This is a genomic window from Seonamhaeicola algicola (assembly GCF_007997385.1).
GTDB lineage: Bacteria > Bacteroidota > Bacteroidia > Flavobacteriales > Flavobacteriaceae > Seonamhaeicola > Seonamhaeicola algicola.
Map to the genome: position 1 here is coordinate 124,778 of NZ_VOSC01000019.1, position 19,228 is coordinate 144,005.

The window sequence follows — 19,228 nt, forward strand, 5'->3', positions numbered from 1 at the left end:
GGCCTTAAATTAGTGTATAAAACCATGAAACCTAAAGAAAAGTCTAAAACAGAGCGTAAATCTCGTTTGCAGTTACTGCATCAATACTACAGCTATACGGGCTTTTATAACTTTGTAGGTAAAAGTGTTTTAAAAGCACTACCCTACATAATTATTGCAATTGCGGCTATTTATATTGTGAATCATTTTTTTAATATAAATGAAGCTCTTGTAAAAATAACACAAATACTACCTGTTTATGGTGTTTTACTGTTTTTCTTTATTTCAGAAACCTTACTAGGCTTAGTACCACCCGAAATTTTTATTGCTTGGTCTGGTAAACTACACAATCCGTGGTTATATTTAAGTATTTTAGCAATGCTGTCTTACGCCGGCGGTTTAGTATCGTACTATATTGGCGATTTCATAACCAAAATTCCTAGAGTACACAATTACTTGCAAAACAAAATGGAAAAGCAACTAAAAAACTCTAAAAAATGGGGTGGTTTTTTAATAGTTGTTGGTGCTTTACTACCACTACCCTTTTCAATTTCATGTATGGCTGCGGGTATTATAAATTTCCCATTTAAAAATGTGGTTATTTATGGCTCATTACGCTTGTTACGCTTTGCTATTTACGGACTTGTAATTTTTAATGTTGTTTAATTTTTGTATTAAATTACAACTTTAAAACCGTATTTTTGCTAAAAAATAACCCATGTTTTCTTTATTAAATATTTTTAGATTGGTAGCCTTTTTAGAAGGCGTATCATACATTTTACTATTATTTATAGCAACCCCCATAAAATACCTAACCGAAAACCCTCAATATGTTAAACTATTAGGTATGCCACACGGTGTTTTATTTATGTTATATGTTGTTTTAGCATTTATGATAAAACCAGATTTTAAATGGAACAATAAACAATTTATTACTGTGCTAGTAGCTTCAATAATTCCGTTTGGCACGTTTTATGTTGAGCGTAAACTACTGAAAAGCGCTAATTAAGCCATGAACAACTTTAAATTATCACTTTACAACTACCTAATTGACCATGGTGTACAAGACACTACGGCACAGTATTTAAATATGCTGGCACTATTAATAGTAGCTGTAATTATTGTTTTTGTAGTAGATTTTATAATTAGAAAAATTTTACTACAAATGTTTATGCGTTTTGCACAAGCATCAAAATCAAATTTTGATGATTTACTTGTTGAAAACAAAGTACCCCGAAACATAGCACATATAATTCCGCTTTTATTAGCCTTAGAATTTATACCTGTTGTTTTTTTTCATTTTGATGCTTTTGAAACCGTTGTTGAAAAAGGCGTACAGGTATTTGCCATTGTTTTAACATTATGGATTGTTAGAAGCCTACTACACACTGCAAAAGATTACTTAAAAACATTACCCAGTTTAAAAGATAAACCTATTGCTAGTTACATACAGGTTTTCATGATTTTTGCTTGGTTAGGTGGTATTATGTCGGCTATTGCCATTATTACTGGTATTCCGTTTTTAAAATTCTTAACCGGTCTTGGTGCTATTTCAGCAGTTATAATTTTAGTTTTTAAAGACACTATTTTAGGCTTTGTTGCCAGTATTCAAGTATCAATTAATGATATGGTTAGAATTGGCGATTGGGTAACATTTGAAAAGTTTGGAGCCGATGGTGATGTTATTGAAATTACACTAGCAACTGTTAAAGTTCAAAATTTTGATAAAACCATAACCACCATTCCTACTTATGCGCTTATTTCAGAATCGTTTAAAAACTGGCGCGGAATGACAAGTTCTGAAGGCAGACGCATAAAACGTTCAATAAATATAAAAACCGATAGTATTAAGTTTTTAACACCTGAAACTGTTGAAAACCTTAAAAATATTCAACTATTACAAGATTATTTAAACACGCGTCAAAAAGATATTAATAAGCATAACCAACAACACAACGTTAATAAAACTTTAGCCGTTAATGGTAGAAATTTAACCAACATTGGTGTTTTTAGAAAGTATGTGCAAACGTATATTGAGCAACATTCGGCCATAAATAAAGACATGACCATTATGGTACGCCAATTACAGCCAACAACACAAGGTTTACCAATTGAAATATATGCTTTTAGTAGTGATAAACGTTGGATTAATTACGAATACATTTTAGCTGATATTTTTGATCATGTTATTGCTGCTGTTCCTTATTTTGAATTAGAAATTTTTGAACTACCAAGTAGCTCAACCTTCTCAAAATAACGTTATTAATATATCTTTTTTGTTAATTTTATTAATTTTTTTGTTTAATTTACCTACTTATTAGTACAATATATGAGATTTTTAAATTTTATCCCCATCCTATTGCTGAGTATTTTTTATTGTGAAGCTCAAAATGTAGATTTCGTTTTTCACAAAGATTTTAATGCTTTAATTGTTGAAAAAGAAGGTAGCTCGCCTTATGTATATGAAATATTAAACGAAAAAGGCGCTTCAACAATAACAACAATTCCCGCCACTAAACGCTTAACCGATTATTATAAAAAAACATTAGCTTTTTATAAAAAGGCACAAGCTGACAGTACAAAAATTTCTAAACTTGTAAAAGCAGGTAAAACCAAATCTCAAATAAATAAAATAATTAATATTGATGATGTAAGCCGAAGATTAGCTACCTCGCACCGTATTTTAAGAACTACAAGAAAATATGAACGTGTTCCAAGTAAAGTAATAACCACCAAAGAGAATACATTTAAGTTAAGACGCAATTTATTTAAGCCTGAAACCATTATTCTTGGCAACTTTAAATATTTAGGCAGTTTTTACGTAACCAAAGCTACCAAAGGCTATATGCAAGGTGATTTAGTACCTGAAGCTACAGCTAGTGAAAACAATTTAACTACAACAGATTTTCTTTTTCCAAATGTTTTTGATGTTATTCAAAACATTAACACTGAAGATGTTTATATGGTATATCCAGATTTTTTAAAAAATTACCCAATAAACACTGCTAAATATCACGATGTTAAAACTAATTTAGATATACAAATTAACGATTTAATAAAAGCTTACCGCGTTAAGTAACTTACAAACCTTATTTTTTTACAGCATAAAAAAAGCCCTATCACGTTATTTTGATAGGGCTTTTCAAGTGTTAGTTAGTTGTCTATTTAGTTGTTATTTATATGTTTGAAGCTAACCAATCGCCAACTTCTTTAGTTCCGTAAGCTTTGGCGCCATCCGATAAATCTTCAGTTACAACACCTTCATTTAAGGCTTTATTTACAGCATCTCTAATGGCTTTACCTTCTTCGGCTAAACCAAAGTTTTCAAACATCATAGCTGCCGATAATACGGTAGCCATTGGGTTTGCTATATTTTTACCTGCGGCTTGTGGATATGATCCATGAATTGGTTCAAATAAACCAATATCAGATCCTAATGATGCTGATGGCATTAAGCCCATTGATCCTGAAATTACAGAAGCTTCATCAGTTAAAATATCACCAAATAAATTTTCAGTAATTAATACATCATAATCTGATGGCCATTGCACTAAACGCATAGCTACAGCATCAACAAACTCATAAGATACTGTTACCTCAGGGTATTCTGCTTCTAAACCTTGAACAGTTTCACGCCATAAACGTGATGTTTCAAGAACGTTTGCTTTATCTACGCAGCATAAACGTTTTGAGCGCGTCATTGCTAATTCAAAACCTTTACGCGCTAAACGTGTAACTTCATCTTTTGTATAAACACAGTTATCATACGCCGTATTTCTGTTGTCTCTTCTACCCTTTTCACCAAAGTAAATACCACCTGTTAATTCGCGTAAAAACACTAAATCGGTACCTTCAATACGTTCTTTCTTTAAAGGTGATTTATCTAATAACGAAGGAAAAACAAACGTAGGTCGTACGTTGGCAAATAAACCTAAAGCCTTACGCATTTTTAACAAACCTTGCTCTGGGCGAACCGGTGCAGAAGGATCGTTATCATATTTAGGGTCACCAATAGCGCCAAATAATACAGCATCAGAAGATTTACAAATTTCATGTGTTTCATCTGGATAAGGTTCACCAACAGCATCAATAGCTGCAGCACCTGTTAACGCTGGTTTCCAAGTAATATCATGTCCAAATTTAGCAGCAACAGCATCACTTACTTTTACGGCTTGGTCTATAACTTCTGGCCCAATACCATCTCCTGCTAAAAGAGCTATGTTTAATTTCATGTGTTTATTTTTATAGTTTTATCTTATTTCTCTTAATTATTTACAATATTGAGCATTTTTTCAGTGGCTTTTATGGCAGATACTGTTTGGTCTGAATCTAAACCACGTGTTTTAAATTCTTTATCTGCTTTTTTCCATGTAATTATGGTTTCACAAAGCGCATCTGATTTACTTCCAGGGGGAATCCTTACTGCATAATCTGTTAATTGTGGTAACGTTATGTTTTTCTTTTTGAATATTTTTTTGATAGCATTCATAAAAGCATCAAATTGTCCGTCACCTTGTGCATTTTCTTCAAATTTATCACCTTCAATAGAAATAGCCACTGTTGTTGAAGGTTTTAAACCTTTAGAATGCGTTAATACATAAGATTCAATCTTTACTTTTTCTTCATAAGAACCGCTATCTAAAACATCAGAAATAATGTACGGTAAATCTTCTTTTGTAACCACTTGTTTTTTATCACCTAATTCAATGATACGTTGTGTTACTTTTTTAATTTCTTCATCATTAAGCTGAAGCCCTAATTCCTGTAGGTTTTTTTGAATATTGGCTTTACCAGAAGCTTTACCTAAGGCATATTGACGCGTTCTACCAAAGCGTTCTGGCGATAATGCACTAAAATAAAGATTGTTTTTATTATCACCATCGGCGTGAATACCTGCTGTTTGTGTAAATACATTAGCGCCAATTACGGGTTTGTTTGCAGGTATCATTACACCCGAAAAATTCTCAACCAATTTACTTACCGTATAAAGCACTTTTTCATTAACATCAATGCTTATTTCGGGCATAAAATCATTTATAACAGCAATGGTACTAGCCATTGGCGCATTTCCTGCACGTTCACCCATGCCGTTTACAGTTAAATGCAAACCATCGGCACCGGCTTTTAAAGCCTCCATAGCGTTAGAAACACCCAAATCATAATCGTTATGTGGGTGAAAATCAAAATGTAAATTGGGAAATTTTGTTTTAATTTCAGCAATAAAATCAAAAGACTCTTTAGGTGTTAAAACGCCTAAAGTATCAGGCAGCATGATACGCTTAACTTGTTGTGTTGTTAAAAACTCTAAAAACTGAAATACATAGTCTTTAGAATTACGCATGCCGTTACTCCAATCTTCCAAATAAACATTAGTTGCAACACCATGATTTGATGCTAAATTAATGACGCTTTCAATTTCTTTAAAGTGCTGATTAGGTGTTTTTTTAAGCTGATGTGTTAAATGATTAAGTGAACCTTTTGTTAACAAGTTTTGAACCCTTGCTCCGGCTTTTACAATCCAGTCTATAGAGGTACCATTATCTACAAACGATAACACTTCAACAGCGTTTAAATAACCATTTTCACGAGCCCATTCTGTAATAACTTTTACAGCTTGAAATTCACCTTCTGAAACCCTAGCTGATGCTATTTCAATTCTGTTTACTTTTAATTCTTCAAGTAACAGTTTAGCAATGGTTAATTTTTCAGAAGCAGAAAACGACACGCTTGATGTTTGTTCACCATCACGCAATGTCGTATCCATTATTTCTATATGCTTTTTACGCATAATATATTGTAGAAAAAATTATGTCATTCAGATTAAAAACTAAATATCTAAATAGATTTATCTGTTGCTTTTATTCTTTTATTCTGAATGACAAGTTTTGTAAAGTTTATTTAAAACGGTCTTGTTTCACCAAAAGCAGCAATTTCTTCTTTCATATTTTGAAGATAATCAATATCATCAAAACCATTAAGCATGTTGCCTTTTTTATAACCGTTAATATCGAAAGGTTCAGATTCACCTGTTGATACCAATGTTACAGTTTGGTTTGGTAAATCTACTTTAATTTCAGTTTTTGGATCTGCCTCAATAGCATCAAATAACTTTTGAGCAAATGCTGCAGATACTTGCACTGGTAATACACCAATGTTTAAGCAATTGTTTCTGAAGATATCAGCAAAAAACGATGATATTACACAACGTAAACCAAAATCATATACAGACCATGCTGCGTGCTCTCTTGAAGATCCTGAACCAAAGTTTTTTCCGCCAACTAATATTTTAGAACCTGCGTATTTTGCATCATTTAAAGGGAAATCAGGAATTGGGTTTCCTTCAGAATCATATCTCCAGTCTCTAAAAAAGTTATCGCCAAAACCTTTACGTTCAGTAGCTTTTAAAAAACGTGCAGGTATAATTTGGTCTGTATCTACATTTTCTATTGGTAACGGATACGCTGTACTTGTTAATACTTCAAATTTATCGTAAGCCATGTTATTCTTGTTCTTGTTTTAAAGTTAAAAAGTTTTAATGCTTTTAAAGTTTTAGTTTTTAAAACATCGGCAACTTTACAACTTTTTATTACTTTTTACTTTTAAACGGTTTCTAAAATTGTTCTTGGGTCTGTAACAACACCTTCAACTGCTGTTGCAGCCGCTACTAAAGGCGATGCTAATAGCGTTCTTGAACCTGGACCTTGACGTCCTTCAAAATTACGGTTTGATGTTGATACTGCTAATTTGCCTGCTGGCACCTTATCATCATTCATAGCTAAACATGCCGAACAACCAGGTTCTCTTAAAACAAAACCTGCAGCTTCTAAAATTTTATCTAAACCTTCTTCTTTTATTTGATCAACCACTTTATGTGAACCTGGTACTAACCAAGCTGTAATGTTTGGTGCTTTTTGGCGCCCTTCAATTATAGAACAAAATGCTCTAAAATCTTCAATACGCCCATTTGTACATGAGCCAAGGAAAACATAATCAACAGGTTTGCCAATCATATCATCACCTTCATTAAACTTCATGTAACCTAATGATTTTTTATATGTTGCTACACCACCTTCAACATCTTCAGCCAAAGGAATAGATTTTGTAACACCAATACCCATACCCGGATTAGTTCCGTAGGTAATCATTGGTTCAATATCTGCTGCATCATATGTAAATTCGGCATCAAACGTTGCACCTTCTTCGGTGTAAAGTGTTTGCCAGTATTCCATTGCTTTATCCCAATCAGCATCTTTTGGTGTATGCTTTCTTCCTTTAATGTATTCAAACGTTTTTTCGTCTGGAGCAATCATGCCGCCACGTGCACCCATTTCTATAGAAAGGTTACAAACCGTCATGCGGCCTTCCATAGTCATATCTTCAAAAACATCACCAGCATATTCTACAAAATACCCTGTAGCACCTGATGTAGTTTGTTTTGAAATAATGTATAAAGCAACATCTTTAGGTGTTACACCAAACCCTAATTTACCATTTACGTTAATACGCATTTTTTTAGGTTTTGGCTGCATGATACATTGTGTAGATAATACCATTTCAACTTCTGAAGTACCTATACCAAAGGCTATAGCTCCAAAAGCACCGTGTGTTGATGTATGTGAGTCTCCACAAACAATTGTAGAACCTGGTAATGTAATACCATTTTCTGGCCCAACAATATGAACAATACCGTTATTTCTGTGACCTAACCCCCAGTGCGAAATACCATGTTCTGCGGCATTATTAGCTAAAGCTTCTAATTGGTTTGCAGATAGAGGATCTGCCACTGGTAAATGTTGATTCCAAGTTGGTGTATTATGATCGGCAGTAGCAAATGTTTTTTCAGGATACATAACGCCAATACCGCGACTTTTTAAACCAACAAAGGCTACAGGACTTGTAACTTCGTGAATAAAATGACGGTCGATAAAAAATACGTCTGGACCATCTTCTATTTTTCTAACAACATGGGAATCCCATACTTTATCAAACAGTGTTTTGCTCATAAAATGTTTTGAATTAATTTTTGCCAAATTTATAAAATATAGCTTGTTTTACTAGGAAAACCGAGAATCTCTGATACGACAGTCAACATTTTTGTATAATTGTTAATGATTTTAAGCAAATCACTAATAAGTTCAATAAAATAGCGTGTTTGCTGAAAATTTTATAACCTAAAACATGCTGTTATTTTACGAAAGCCAAAAAAATAAAATATTAAAAATAGCCTAGTTTGTAGTAATTATTTCAATCTATCAGCAACATATTCTACTTTTGTTTTTCCGTGTGGTAAGGCTTTACCATCTTTACCTAAGTTCACCATTACAATACTAGCTACAGTAATAATAGTTTCATGGGTCATTTTATTTCTAACTTCACAACTTAACGTAAGTGATGCCTTGCCAAATTTTACAACATCAATACCTATTTCAATAATATCGCCTTGGCGTGCAGACGCTTTAAAATCTATTTCACTTATATATTTTGTAACTACTTTTTGGTTTTCTAACTGTATAATGGTGTAAAGTGCTGCTTCTTCATCTATCCATTCTAACAAACGGCCGCCAAATAATGTGCCATTAGCATTTAAATCTTCAGGTTTAATCCATTTTCTGGTGTGAAATCTCATATGTGTTAATTTATCAATATTTTTTTGAAAGGAAACTGTATGCTAAAGGCATTAAAACAACGCTTGTTGGTCTGCTTCATTAGGTATTTTTAATTGGCACCCCAAAGCGTTGTTAAGTTTTTTTATAAAATAGGCTGATAATAAAGGGGATTCTTTTTCAATATTTTGATGTATAAAAAAATCTATTTCTTTAATGCCTTGTTCTTGCCAAGTTTTAAGTCTTTGTACCCAATCATTTAAACGTGTATAATCGCTTTGGTGATTTGTACCAACATAACGTACAAAGGCTGTAGCATTGGTTAAGCGCATGTGTAATAAATCGCGCCTGCCAGCGGTATCAACAATAACATTAGAAATGTTGTTGGCTTCTAATAATTGAAATAACGCTTCTGAAACTGCTTTATCATTATACCAATCGGTATGGCGAAACTCTACAGCTAAAGGTACTTGTTTAGGCCATGTTTCAACAAAATTAACTACCCTATCAAAATCTTTAGGTGCAAAATTATTATGCATTTGTAAAAAAATAGTGCCTAATTTTTCTTTTAAATTAGACGCATTATATAAATAATGTTCCACTACTTCTTTAGTGTCATTTAAACGTTTCCAATGGCTTATTTCTTGATTTAATTTAGGAAAGAATTTAAAGTTAGCAGGTGTTTTATCATACCATTTAGCAAATTGTTCTGCTGGAAATATTCTATAAAAAGTTGCATTTAACTCTATGGCGTTAAACTGTTTTGAGTAGTATGCTAATTCATCTTTTGTACCTCTTGGGTAAAAACCTTTTAAATCTGCTCTGTTCCATTTAGCACACCCCACAAAAATACTTGGCAAACTATCATCTTTCACAAAATTTAAAACTGTTTTTGTTTTAGGGTGATCTGGCGGTAGTGTAAAATTAATGTCTTGTGGGTTGTTTACGCTTCCAAACTTCATTAAAAAAAAGTTTATTATTAAATATGATTGTAAACTTACAATAATTTAACCATTTACAATTGTTAATAATACCGTTGAAAACTATATTTATACTTGTGTTTTTAAGGCATTTTAATTAATAATTTTATTAAAACTAAAAAAATGAGCCCAAGAGAAATTAACCTAAAAAGCATGCGTCCTGAGATTTCTTCATCAAAAGTAAATGACAATATGAGCAGTGACGAACGCTTCCAAAACTTAGTTTTAAGACCTGTAATTAAACTTCAAAATGATTTACTAATAGCTGTTTTTAAAAATTATATAAGTAAACACAAAGCTGTTTTTTATGATTTAACCATGCAAAAACGTATAGATTACATTGAAAATGCTATACACAAAGACATGAAGTTTAGAAACTCTGTAAAAGGAATGATAATTGGTATGTTTACTATTGAAGAATATACCTTGTATATTAAAAATTCATCGGCATTGAATAAACGCATGATGAATTTGGTGAAAGATAGATTACTAAGCCAAATTCAACTTTTTGAAAAACCAGAATTACTAAAAGCTGTTTAAATCTTATTATTTTTCCTCTAAAAAAGTCACTTAAACCAATTTATTTGCGTTTCAGCGAAATAAAATATGCTTTTTATCGATATTTAAGACTCTTTAACATAATTTATTTTATCGTTTTTAGAAATTAGTAGTGCCTAAAGTTTTGTAATCAAAAAATTAAAGTAATTAACCTTTATATTTTTTAAGTAGAACGCCCTAAACCTACTAATTATGAGAACACTACTATTTTTAACACTATGTATTTATACAATACATTTTAATGCACAAGTAAATTTTAACTACACGTACAATGGTACTGGCTACTGGACAGATACAGCTAATTGGTCGCCTTCATATCCTGGAACTATGGTAACCCAATCATACACGGTAATAATTCCATCAGGATCAAGTATAACCATAGATACACCTACATCTATTTATGGAAAAATTACAGTTGATGGCTCTATAAAAAATACTTCCAATTTTAATATTGTTGGAACGTTTATTTGTAACGGAACATTTACTAATAATTCTCTCTTTTCAAATTTTGGCACATCAACTTTTAATAATACTGTAACAAGCACATCAGTATTTACAAATGAAGGTATAGCTACTTTTAAATCTACATTTGAAAACAACGCGTCATTAATAACAAAAAATGGAGGTGTAACTAATATAGAATCTACATTAAACAACACCTCTTCTATAAAAGTTGAATTTAGTGGAAATCTTTTAAATACGGGCACTATAAATAATACCAATACAGCTAGTATTTCTAACAACGGTACCATTACCAACGAAAATATTATTAATAGCTACACATTTACTAATAATAATACCATAATTAATGATGTTGGTACTATTACTTTTGGTAACAGTGTTTTTTATTTAATGGGAAATAATGTATCACACACTGGTAATAATAGTTTTACAAACAGAATTTCACCTAAAACAACTGTTGATGCTAACTATAACACCATATTTCCGGCAAATCCTATTGGCACCTATACGTTTAATAATAATGCTACATTACAAAATTCTTCTAGAATTGAAATAGATTTAAAAGCAGATAATGATTATGATAAAATTATGATTGGTGGAATAGCATCATTATCTGGTATTGTAGAAGTGCGTTTAGTTGATGGTTATGATCCTGCTATTGGAACTAAGTTAACATTTTTAGAAGCCAATAATGGTATTACCGGAACTTTTAGCAATACAATATTACCTAGTTTAGGAAGCTCAAAAAGTTTCAGAATAAATTATAATGCCAACGGTGTTGAACTGGAAGTTGTTAGTGCGCTTTCAAATAATGATGTTACTAAAAACAACTTTAGCGTATATCCAAACCCTACAAATAACGTATTGCATATTAACAACCTAAAAGGCAATGAAACATTTATTTTAACAAATATTACAGGACAAAAAGTTCTTGAAACTACCATTTCACCCTATAAAAATAACATTGATTTAAGCAACTTAAAACCTGCTATTTATATTGCTACAATTGCTAATAGTTCGTTTAAAATATTGAAAAATTGATTATCTGTTTTTTTATTTTAATCAATTAAAGAAACACCATTTAAATCTGTAGTTAATACATCGCTCATGTAATCAAAAAACGGACGTACCGCTTTAAATGACGCATTAACATCATCAATAAACGTAGCCGATAACACTTGAGCATCAGTATATTTTTTGGTGAAAACATATTGTTTTTTTCTTATTAAATCTATGGCCTTATGGTCTTTACTAAAACCTTTGGGGGCCGTTTTTAATTCATCGCCCTCAAAGGTATTACCCCAAACCGTGTTAAAATTTTTATTAGCAAGTATGGCACGTATATCTTTATCATCCATTTCAAATTCTTTTCGTATGCGCAGTAAATCTTCTTTGGCAGGTTCCCAAAAACCTGTAGCAATAAAACTTTGATTATTAGGTTGAATATGTAAATAATAACCACCGCGTAACTTTGGTTTTGTTCTATGGAATGCGCCACCAAAATGGGTTTTATAAGGTAATTTATTTTTTGAAAAACGCACATCTCTATATATTCTAAACAGTTTCATTTTATCAATATCGTCATGTGCGTTAAGTGCATTAAAAATAGCGGTATACACTTGTTTTACATCTGTTTGTAAAGCTTTAAATTCGTTTTTATTATCATTAAACCAATCTCTGTTATTATTTTCTTCTAATGTTTTTAAAAACTCAAAAACGGCTTTTGGTACGGTTACAGACATGTTTTTTAAAATTATAGTTTGTGTTGATTGAAAACTAAAAATACAAAAAAGTCCTAATTACTTAGGACTTTTTATGGTTTCTATTTCATAGCATTTTTTAACTAGCTACTTACATTGGCTAGTTTATAAATTTTTGTTTCAATAGTATCTGTTTTTTTGTTGTAATACTGAATTACAAAATCACCTTCAGTATTAAAATAACCAACACCTGCATACGTTTCGCCATTTACTAAATAGTGACCGTTAGCATCGGTAGTTATAGCTTCTTCAATAGTTACAAATTTATTTTCATCTTTATTAAAAGCTATATTAAAACCACGTTTGTTGGGTGTAAACAAATACTTTTTATCACCTAATTGATAATAGGTTTCTTTGGTTAACATATCATAATCACCATCAGTATCATTATCAACCATAATCATTTTTTCAACCTTTGAGGCCGATTGTACTCTACTTTGGTTAACACTATTTTTGTCCTTTTCATTTAAAGTAACCTGGGCTGTTTCTCTGGTAATTACTTTTACTTTTTTTTCGGTAGTTTTTTCACCATCTTTAATTTTTACAACCTTAACTTCGGTTTCTTCTTTTGCTTCTTTGGGCTTTTCTTGGGCCACTGCAGCACTTGTAATTAATATAAAAGTGCTTATATATATTAAATTTTTCATTGCATTAATTTTTTAATTATAGTTCTATTTTTCAGCCTCTTCTTTTGCTTCTTCTATTTCATCTTTAACATCTTCAATGGCGTCTTGCACATCATCTGAAGCATTTTCAACATCATCTTCTACCTCATTTATAGCGTTTTCAATATGTTCATCGGGTGTTTTTTTATTATCTCTGCACCCAACAACTAATGCTGAAGTTGTTAATATTAAGGCTAATACTATTGCTACTTTTTTCATTTTTGTTGTTTTTTTGGTTAATATATAATTGAATAATGGTTTAAAGTTCGTCTTCAACTTCATCAACAGCGTCTTCAACGCCATCTTTAACTTCTTCTACACCTTCTTCAATTTTGTCTTCTGTACTTTTTTGCTCTCTACAACTGTTTAAAACTATTGATGTTGTAAATAAAAGAGCTATGGCTATTATGATTTTTTTCATGATTTTAATTTTTTAGTTTGTGAATTGATTATTTTTTAAAAAATATGTATTCTATTTTCTAACAAGTCCTTTTAACAGTGATAATACAAATAACACTAAAAATATAAAGAAACATATTTTTGCAATGCCTGCAGATGCTCCTGCAATACCGCCAAAGCCTAAAACTCCAGCTATTAATGCTATAACTACAAATGTGATTGTCCAACGTAACATAATTTTATTTTTTTAATGATTGTTATTAATAGTTTGCAAAAAAGTGCGCAAACCTACTCTAAACTTTAGAGAATTGTAATATGATAGCTATTTAAGTAATAAGTATTTACTTTATTTACGAAAGAAGCTAACAACCAGATGCTTTGTTAACATAGTTTGTGATTGCTTTACACAAAATGTTAAATTAATTAAGAAATAGGCGCAACTGATGCCTAAACAACAGATTAGTTGTTTGAGAATTGATTTTCAATTGAAGCTTCTTCAAAAGCCAATTTGTTATTAAATTCAAGTGTTCTGATAGGAAACGGAATGTTAACACCTTCTCTATCATAAGCTTTTTTAATTTCAATAATTGCCTTGGTTTTAGCTTTTAGTTTTTCTAGTAAACTTTCAGATTCTATCCAGAATCTACACAAATAGTTTATAGAACTGTCTCCAAATTCAGTATAATAAAATTCTACATTATCAGGGCTTCCAACTTCTTTAAAAGCCTTAGCAATTGTTGTTTTAGTTAAGATTTCTACCGCTTCTAAATCAGATTCATACCCTACACCACACTCTAAATTTACACGCATTCTGTTGGTTAATGAATAATTTTTTAACGGATTTTCTAAAACCATTTTATTAGGTATAATTACTAAGTTATTATCGGCTTCTTTCAACACAAACTCCTTTAAGTTTACATCAATAACCTCGCCTGAAAACCCATTGGTTTCTACCCAATTACCTAACTGAATACGTTTTCTAAATGAAATAACTACTCCTGCAAATGTGTTTGATAATGTACCTTGTAATGCCAAACCAACAGCTAAACCAGCAACACCAGCACCTGCTAATAATGAGGTTAGCATTTTACTTAAGTTTAATATACCTAGCGCTAAAAATAAACCCGTTAGTACAACTACTACAGCTGTTATTTTTGCTATCATGTTAGCTACAGATGCTTGACTAACACGCTTTTTTACAAGTTTTGATACTAATTTTTTAGTATAGATAGCTATAAAATATGACGCTACCATTACTAAAATTGCTAATACTAAGTTTGGAATATTTTGAATAAAAGCACTTAGCCAACCATGAAGTTTATCTACTAAATTGTTGAGTGCTTCTGTTATTGTATCAATCATTTTTTTAGGTTTTAAAGGTTAATAATAAAAGTTAAAAACAGCTATTATTATTCAACCTCTACTAAATTTTCTTTTAAAGATTCTGATGTTTTTTTACTCCAAGCAGTTAACATCCAACTTGTTTTTTCAAGCTCTCTAATGTAAGCACCAATTAAATCTACTGTACCTTCATCTGAAATGTTATTAGCCTCATCAACCACTTTACTCATTTGTTCTAACAAAATTTTATGGTCTTTTAAAGTTTCATTTACCATTTCGGTATCTGTTTTTAAAGGTGTGTCTTCACTAATTGAAGCTGTTTTTAAATAATCTTGAAACTTACTCATTGGGTGATGTTTCAATGTTAAAATACGTTCTGCAATTTCATCAATTTTAACCTTGGCATCATTATACATTTCTTCAAACTTTTCATGTAAATCAAAAAAGTTTTTACCTGTAATGTTCCAATGATTGCTGCGTAACTTTTGATAATATACGTGATAATCAGCTAAAAGGATGTTTAACTCTACCACTACATTTAATAATTTTTCGTCGTTCATTTTCAAATACGTCATAATTTATTTTTTTTAAGTTCTCCATTCAAGTTACAGCATAAACACGTTTTGTCAAGCGCTTTAACAGGGTTTAACGGCGTTAAGTTTTATTTAACTTAAATTATGTTAAATAAAATTGGTTGTGTTAATTTTTTTAAGAAGAAAAATTGCTGTTAGTTAAACTCAACTGTATTTAAAATGAGCCCTGAAGCAGGTGCAATATATGTCATTTTAACATATACATGTGGCTGTAAACTGTGCTCAATATCTTGTAAAGTTAAAATGCCTTTACCTAAATCAAATAATGTACCCATCATGAGCCGAATTTGATTACGCATAAACCCCTTGCCTCTTACACGTAACATATATGATTTTTCAGGAAAATAATTAGCCGTATAAATAGTATTTTCTACAAGCTCACAAGTTTCAATAGTTCTTGTATAAATACCATTATCTGTAGGTTTGTAGCAATATGATTTAAAATTATGTTCACCTTCAAACAATTTGGCGCCTTGTGCCATTATTTCAATATCTAAATTGTTCAAAATGGTTGTCATTATAGGTGCACAAAACGGATGGCATTTTTCACCATACGTAAATAAATAAAGGTATTCTTTAGTTTTAGGGTGATTAATAATGTTGAATTTAGCATCAACCTCTTTAATTGCTAATGCCCTAATATCTTGCGGAAGGTTGTAATTAAAAAGATTTAAAAAAGCATCTAAATCTTCTATTTCATGTTGAAGAAATAACTCAAAGGTAGCATTTTCAGCAGATACCATAGCATCGGTTCTTCCCGAAACTAAGGTTTTAAAATACTTACCTTCAAGAATATAGTTTAAGGTTCTATCAACCATTAAATGCAAGGTTTTAACGTTTGGTTGTTTTTGCCAACCGTGAAAACGATATCCTAAATATTGAAAATTAATTAAATAGTAATATTTTTTTGGCTGAAATTGCATTTGGCAATAATACTACTTTTAATTAATCCAGCAGCCATTCCATGGGGTGTTTTGTTGTAACGGAATATCAAAAGGTTCATTATTGTATGTGTTACCTTGTGCACTACCCGAAACTTCTAAAAAACGATATGCCCAACATGTGTTTGGGTGCGTTACTGCATTGTTTTCTAAAGTTAAATTTTTCATTTCTTTAAAGGCTAAATGACCATTTAACATGCTATTGTTTGTAATGGTTAAATCTGCGCCTTTGTACATATACATACCGCAATTATTAAGCACATTGTTATCAATGTATGTAGTATTTGTATTGTTTTTAGGGCTATCATTAGAATACATAATAATGCCATTCCAATTATTAACCGATACCGTGCGCATGGTAATGGTGTTATTTTTTATTGTAGCACTAGCATTTTTCCAATACACTAAAGGGCCATCAATATATTCACTATCAGTACCCTGTAATAATATATTGTTTTCAATGAGCACATTTTTGCCATCAGTGTTTACAATATCGCCACCTCTATTATTATGAAAATAATTAGCCGCAATAGTTATGTTTTCATTTAAACGACCCGCACCTTCTAAATCAATTCCAAATTGAGGCGATGTGCCGTTGGTATGATGTATTTCATTATTTTCAATAAGTACATTTTTAGCACCAACTATTGATATGCCTTGACGCCTATTATCTGAAAAATTAGTGCGTTTAATGGTTATATCACTAAGATTTTGCGCTTCACCCTTTGGGCTACCTACTAATAAAATACCATCGCCATTGGCTTTTCCTAATACAATATTTTGTACTGTTACATGGTTAGTTTCACCTTCAATACAAATTAAATGCCCCTCATCATGTGCTGTAGCGCCATCATTACTCCTTGGTGTGTAAACGTGATTATCTCTATCTCCTAAAATAGTACCGCCAGATATTACAACAAACGCTTTATTATTAACACTAAGTGCACAATAATTCCATTTGTTATTAGGCGTCATTTCAATAATAGCCTCTTTATCTAATAAAAAGGCCATATTACTGTGCAATTTTAATCCTGCATAGTATATGGCATTGCCTTCTTTCCCTATTAAATAATGGCCTTTAGGTAAACAGATAATTCCGTAGCCTTCACTTACTGCCCAATCTATTGCTTTTTGTAAATTTTCGGTAGTTTTAACAGGGTTTGTTCTGTTATTCGGAATATCCCAACGTTCTAACTCAATACAATACGTTTTATTAGAAATTTCACTGTACGGCATCGTTTCAATTGCGTTTTGAGGGCCATCAAAAGGATTTGGGTTGTTAACATCGGTGTCACTTAAACGTGTGCTTTTAAACGACACATCATCATCAGCATCATTAAAACAAGAAAAAAAGCATAATGAAACAATTACTAAAGTAAAACGTTTTATTGTAGGTAAATAGGAAAACATTAATGTAAGATTTTTGGGTTCCTAAAATATACGATAAAAACGCGTATAAAGTTTATTTGTGTCTGCCTTTTAATTCGGCTTCAATATCTTTTAAAGTGAAGCCTTTGGCTTGAAGTAACATTAAATAGTGAAATAACAAATCGGCCGATTCGTATAAAAATAACGCATCGTTGTTATCCATAGCTTCAATAACCGTTTCTACGGCTTCTTCGCCTACTTTTTGAGCTACTTTATTAATGCCTTTTGAAAACAAACTAGCCACATACGATTTTGCAGTATCTTTATTAGCAACACGTTCTGCAATAATAGTTTCTAAAGTTGAAAAGAACCCATAATTAGGTGTGTTTTCTTCGCCCCAACAATTCCCTGTGCCTTTGTGACACGTTGGTCCTGCAGGATTTACTTGAATTAACAACGAATCGTTATCACAATCGTTTTTAAGTTCAACCAAATTTAAAAAGTTACCGCTCTCCTCGCCTTTTGTCCATAAACGTTGCTTACTACGACTATAAAAAGTTACTTTTTTAGTTTCTATTGTTTTTTTATAGGCTTCTTCATTCATATACCCCAACATCAATACATTTTTTGTTGTAGCATCTTGAATAATTGCGGGTACTAAGCCGTTATTGTCGTATTTTATTTCCATTTTTATTTTATTATCATTGCTAACCGCAAAGCGATGTGGCAATTTATTTAAAAGATTACGTCGTCATACTTCCTCGTAATGACCTCTATAATCGCACTTCAATATTATGTTTTTTTAATTCTTTTTTTAACTCTGGAATAGGAATTTCTCCAAAATGAAAAACACTTGCCGCCAGAGCAGCATCAGATTTTCCTTCTTTAAATGTATCTATAAAATGCTGTACATTGCCAGCACCACCAGATGCAATAATAGGAATATTTAAAGTAGCGGACAATTGCGCTAAAGCTTCGTTTGCAAAACCAGCTTTTGTACCATCATGATCCATTGATGTGAATAAAATTTCGCCCGCACCGCGCATTTCAACTTCTTTTGCCCATTCAAATAAATTTATTTCTGTAGGAATGGTGCCGCCTGCTAAATGTACTTTCCAATGTCCATCAACTTGTTTCGCATCAATAGCAACAACAACACATTGGCTACCAAATTTATTAGCTAATTCGTTTACCAAATCAGGTCTTTTTACTGCCGATGAGTTAATAGAAACCTTATCGGCTCCACATTTTAACAAAGCATCAACGTGTTCTACAGACGATATGCCACCGCCTACTGTAAACGGTATATTTACTTGTTCGGCAACACGCGTTACCATATCTAGAGTTGTGCCTCGGTTTTCTAAAGTGGCTGCTATGTCTAAAAACACCAATTCGTCTGCACCTACTTCGGCATATTGCTTTGCGAGCTCTACAGGGTCTCCGGCATCGCGTAAATCGACGAAATTAACACCTTTAACAGTGCGTCCGTTTTTTATATCTAGACAGGGAACAATTCTTTTTGTAAGCATTATTGTATTTTGGTTGTTGGTTGTTGGTTGTTGGTTGTTGGTTGTTGGTT

At 31.7% G+C, this 19,228-nt stretch carries 23 protein-coding genes; 6 read left to right on the forward strand and 17 right to left on the reverse strand.

The genetic code is table 11. The features are described 5' to 3' along the window. The first annotated feature begins 24 nt into the window (after window positions 1-24). The 4 genes from FUA26_RS05915 to FUA26_RS05930 all read left to right on the forward strand — a co-directional run bounded on the left by FUA26_RS05915 (window position 25) and on the right by FUA26_RS05930 (window position 3,058). Window positions 25-645 (forward strand): YqaA family protein, encoded by a 621-nt coding sequence (locus FUA26_RS05915; protein ID WP_147132952.1) that lies wholly within the window; start codon window positions 25-27, stop codon window positions 643-645. A 52-nt stretch (window positions 646-697) separates the two neighbouring features. Beyond that, window positions 698-988 carry a DUF3817 domain-containing protein gene (locus FUA26_RS05920; RefSeq protein WP_147132955.1) on the forward strand — a complete coding sequence of 97 codons (291 nt, stop codon included), beginning with the start codon at window positions 698-700 and terminating at the stop codon, window positions 986-988. A 3-nt stretch (window positions 989-991) separates the two neighbouring features. Continuing rightward, complete coding sequence (locus FUA26_RS05925) at window positions 992-2,236, forward strand: mechanosensitive ion channel family protein (protein WP_147132958.1); 1,245 nt, start codon at window positions 992-994, stop codon at window positions 2,234-2,236. A 102-nt stretch (window positions 2,237-2,338) separates the two neighbouring features. After that, a complete protein-coding gene (locus FUA26_RS05930; protein ID WP_147132961.1) occupies window positions 2,339-3,058 on the forward strand; it encodes a hypothetical protein in 720 nt (239 codons plus the stop codon). Window positions 3,059-3,155: 97 nt separating this feature from the next. On the opposite strand, the gene leuB is transcribed toward FUA26_RS05930, so the two are convergent. From leuB to FUA26_RS05960, 6 genes are all read right to left on the reverse strand, one after another. After that, window positions 3,156-4,211 (reverse strand): 3-isopropylmalate dehydrogenase, encoded by a 1,056-nt coding sequence (leuB, locus tag FUA26_RS05935; protein WP_147132963.1) that lies wholly within the window; start codon window positions 4,209-4,211, stop codon window positions 3,156-3,158. Between the two features lie 32 nt (window positions 4,212-4,243). Then, window positions 4,244-5,767, reverse strand: a complete 1,524-nt coding sequence (locus tag FUA26_RS05940) for an alpha-isopropylmalate synthase regulatory domain-containing protein (RefSeq protein WP_147132966.1) — start codon at window positions 5,765-5,767, stop codon at window positions 4,244-4,246. A 110-nt stretch (window positions 5,768-5,877) separates the two neighbouring features. Beyond that, window positions 5,878-6,477 (reverse strand): 3-isopropylmalate dehydratase small subunit, encoded by a 600-nt coding sequence (gene leuD, locus FUA26_RS05945; RefSeq protein WP_147132969.1) that lies wholly within the window; start codon window positions 6,475-6,477, stop codon window positions 5,878-5,880. A 101-nt stretch (window positions 6,478-6,578) separates the two neighbouring features. Beyond that, entirely contained in the window at window positions 6,579-7,982 is a 1,404-nt protein-coding gene (leuC, locus tag FUA26_RS05950) for a 3-isopropylmalate dehydratase large subunit (RefSeq protein ID WP_147132972.1), read from the reverse strand. 236 nt (window positions 7,983-8,218) lie between these two features. Further along, window positions 8,219-8,605 (reverse strand): acyl-CoA thioesterase, encoded by a 387-nt coding sequence (locus tag FUA26_RS05955; protein WP_147132975.1) that lies wholly within the window; start codon window positions 8,603-8,605, stop codon window positions 8,219-8,221. A 51-nt stretch (window positions 8,606-8,656) separates the two neighbouring features. Then, entirely contained in the window at window positions 8,657-9,544 is an 888-nt protein-coding gene (locus tag FUA26_RS05960) for a DUF72 domain-containing protein (RefSeq protein ID WP_147132978.1), read from the reverse strand. A gap of 141 nt (window positions 9,545-9,685) precedes the next feature. On the opposite strand from FUA26_RS05960, the gene FUA26_RS05965 reads away from it, so the two are divergent. Then, the gene (locus tag FUA26_RS05965) at window positions 9,686-10,102 is read left to right on the forward strand and encodes a glyoxalase (protein ID WP_147132981.1); all 417 of its coding nucleotides are present in this window, start codon (window positions 9,686-9,688) and stop codon (window positions 10,100-10,102) included. 210 nt (window positions 10,103-10,312) lie between these two features. Next, a complete protein-coding gene (locus FUA26_RS05970) occupies window positions 10,313-11,623 on the forward strand; it encodes a T9SS type A sorting domain-containing protein (RefSeq protein WP_147132984.1) in 1,311 nt (436 codons plus the stop codon). 17 nt (window positions 11,624-11,640) lie between these two features. Here FUA26_RS05970 and FUA26_RS05975 read toward each other — a convergent pair whose 3' ends face one another. The 11 genes from FUA26_RS05975 to hisF form a co-directional block, all read right to left on the reverse strand. Continuing rightward, window positions 11,641-12,324: a DUF2461 domain-containing protein gene (locus tag FUA26_RS05975; protein ID WP_147132987.1), complete on the reverse strand. Its 684-nt coding sequence runs from the start codon at window positions 12,322-12,324 to the stop codon at window positions 11,641-11,643. A 101-nt stretch (window positions 12,325-12,425) separates the two neighbouring features. Further along, complete coding sequence (locus tag FUA26_RS05980; RefSeq protein WP_147132990.1) at window positions 12,426-12,989, reverse strand: hypothetical protein; 564 nt, start codon at window positions 12,987-12,989, stop codon at window positions 12,426-12,428. 24 nt (window positions 12,990-13,013) lie between these two features. Then, on the reverse strand, window positions 13,014-13,226 hold the full coding sequence (locus FUA26_RS05985; RefSeq protein WP_147132993.1) for a hypothetical protein: 213 nt from the start codon (window positions 13,224-13,226) through the stop codon (window positions 13,014-13,016). A 40-nt stretch (window positions 13,227-13,266) separates the two neighbouring features. After that, window positions 13,267-13,428: a hypothetical protein gene (locus tag FUA26_RS15670; RefSeq protein WP_186826869.1), complete on the reverse strand. Its 162-nt coding sequence runs from the start codon at window positions 13,426-13,428 to the stop codon at window positions 13,267-13,269. A gap of 51 nt (window positions 13,429-13,479) precedes the next feature. Beyond that, window positions 13,480-13,641: a DUF1328 domain-containing protein gene (locus tag FUA26_RS05990; RefSeq protein WP_147132997.1), complete on the reverse strand. Its 162-nt coding sequence runs from the start codon at window positions 13,639-13,641 to the stop codon at window positions 13,480-13,482. A gap of 224 nt (window positions 13,642-13,865) precedes the next feature. Continuing rightward, window positions 13,866-14,768 (reverse strand): mechanosensitive ion channel family protein, encoded by a 903-nt coding sequence (locus FUA26_RS05995; RefSeq protein WP_147133001.1) that lies wholly within the window; start codon window positions 14,766-14,768, stop codon window positions 13,866-13,868. A gap of 47 nt (window positions 14,769-14,815) precedes the next feature. Then, window positions 14,816-15,322 carry a Dps family protein gene (locus tag FUA26_RS06000; RefSeq protein WP_147133004.1) on the reverse strand — a complete coding sequence of 169 codons (507 nt, stop codon included), beginning with the start codon at window positions 15,320-15,322 and terminating at the stop codon, window positions 14,816-14,818. 152 nt (window positions 15,323-15,474) lie between these two features. Continuing rightward, on the reverse strand, window positions 15,475-16,263 hold the full coding sequence (locus FUA26_RS06005; RefSeq protein ID WP_147133006.1) for a tRNA pseudouridine synthase A: 789 nt from the start codon (window positions 16,261-16,263) through the stop codon (window positions 15,475-15,477). Window positions 16,264-16,281: 18 nt separating this feature from the next. Further along, on the reverse strand, window positions 16,282-17,691 hold the full coding sequence (locus FUA26_RS06010) for a right-handed parallel beta-helix repeat-containing protein (protein ID WP_147133009.1): 1,410 nt from the start codon (window positions 17,689-17,691) through the stop codon (window positions 16,282-16,284). A 52-nt stretch (window positions 17,692-17,743) separates the two neighbouring features. Further along, a complete protein-coding gene (gene hisIE, locus FUA26_RS06015; protein ID WP_262712121.1) occupies window positions 17,744-18,379 on the reverse strand; it encodes a bifunctional phosphoribosyl-AMP cyclohydrolase/phosphoribosyl-ATP diphosphatase HisIE in 636 nt (211 codons plus the stop codon). A 43-nt stretch (window positions 18,380-18,422) separates the two neighbouring features. Continuing rightward, complete coding sequence (hisF, locus tag FUA26_RS06020) at window positions 18,423-19,178, reverse strand: imidazole glycerol phosphate synthase subunit HisF (RefSeq protein ID WP_147133012.1); 756 nt, start codon at window positions 19,176-19,178, stop codon at window positions 18,423-18,425. Window positions 19,179-19,228: the final 50 nt, after the last annotated feature.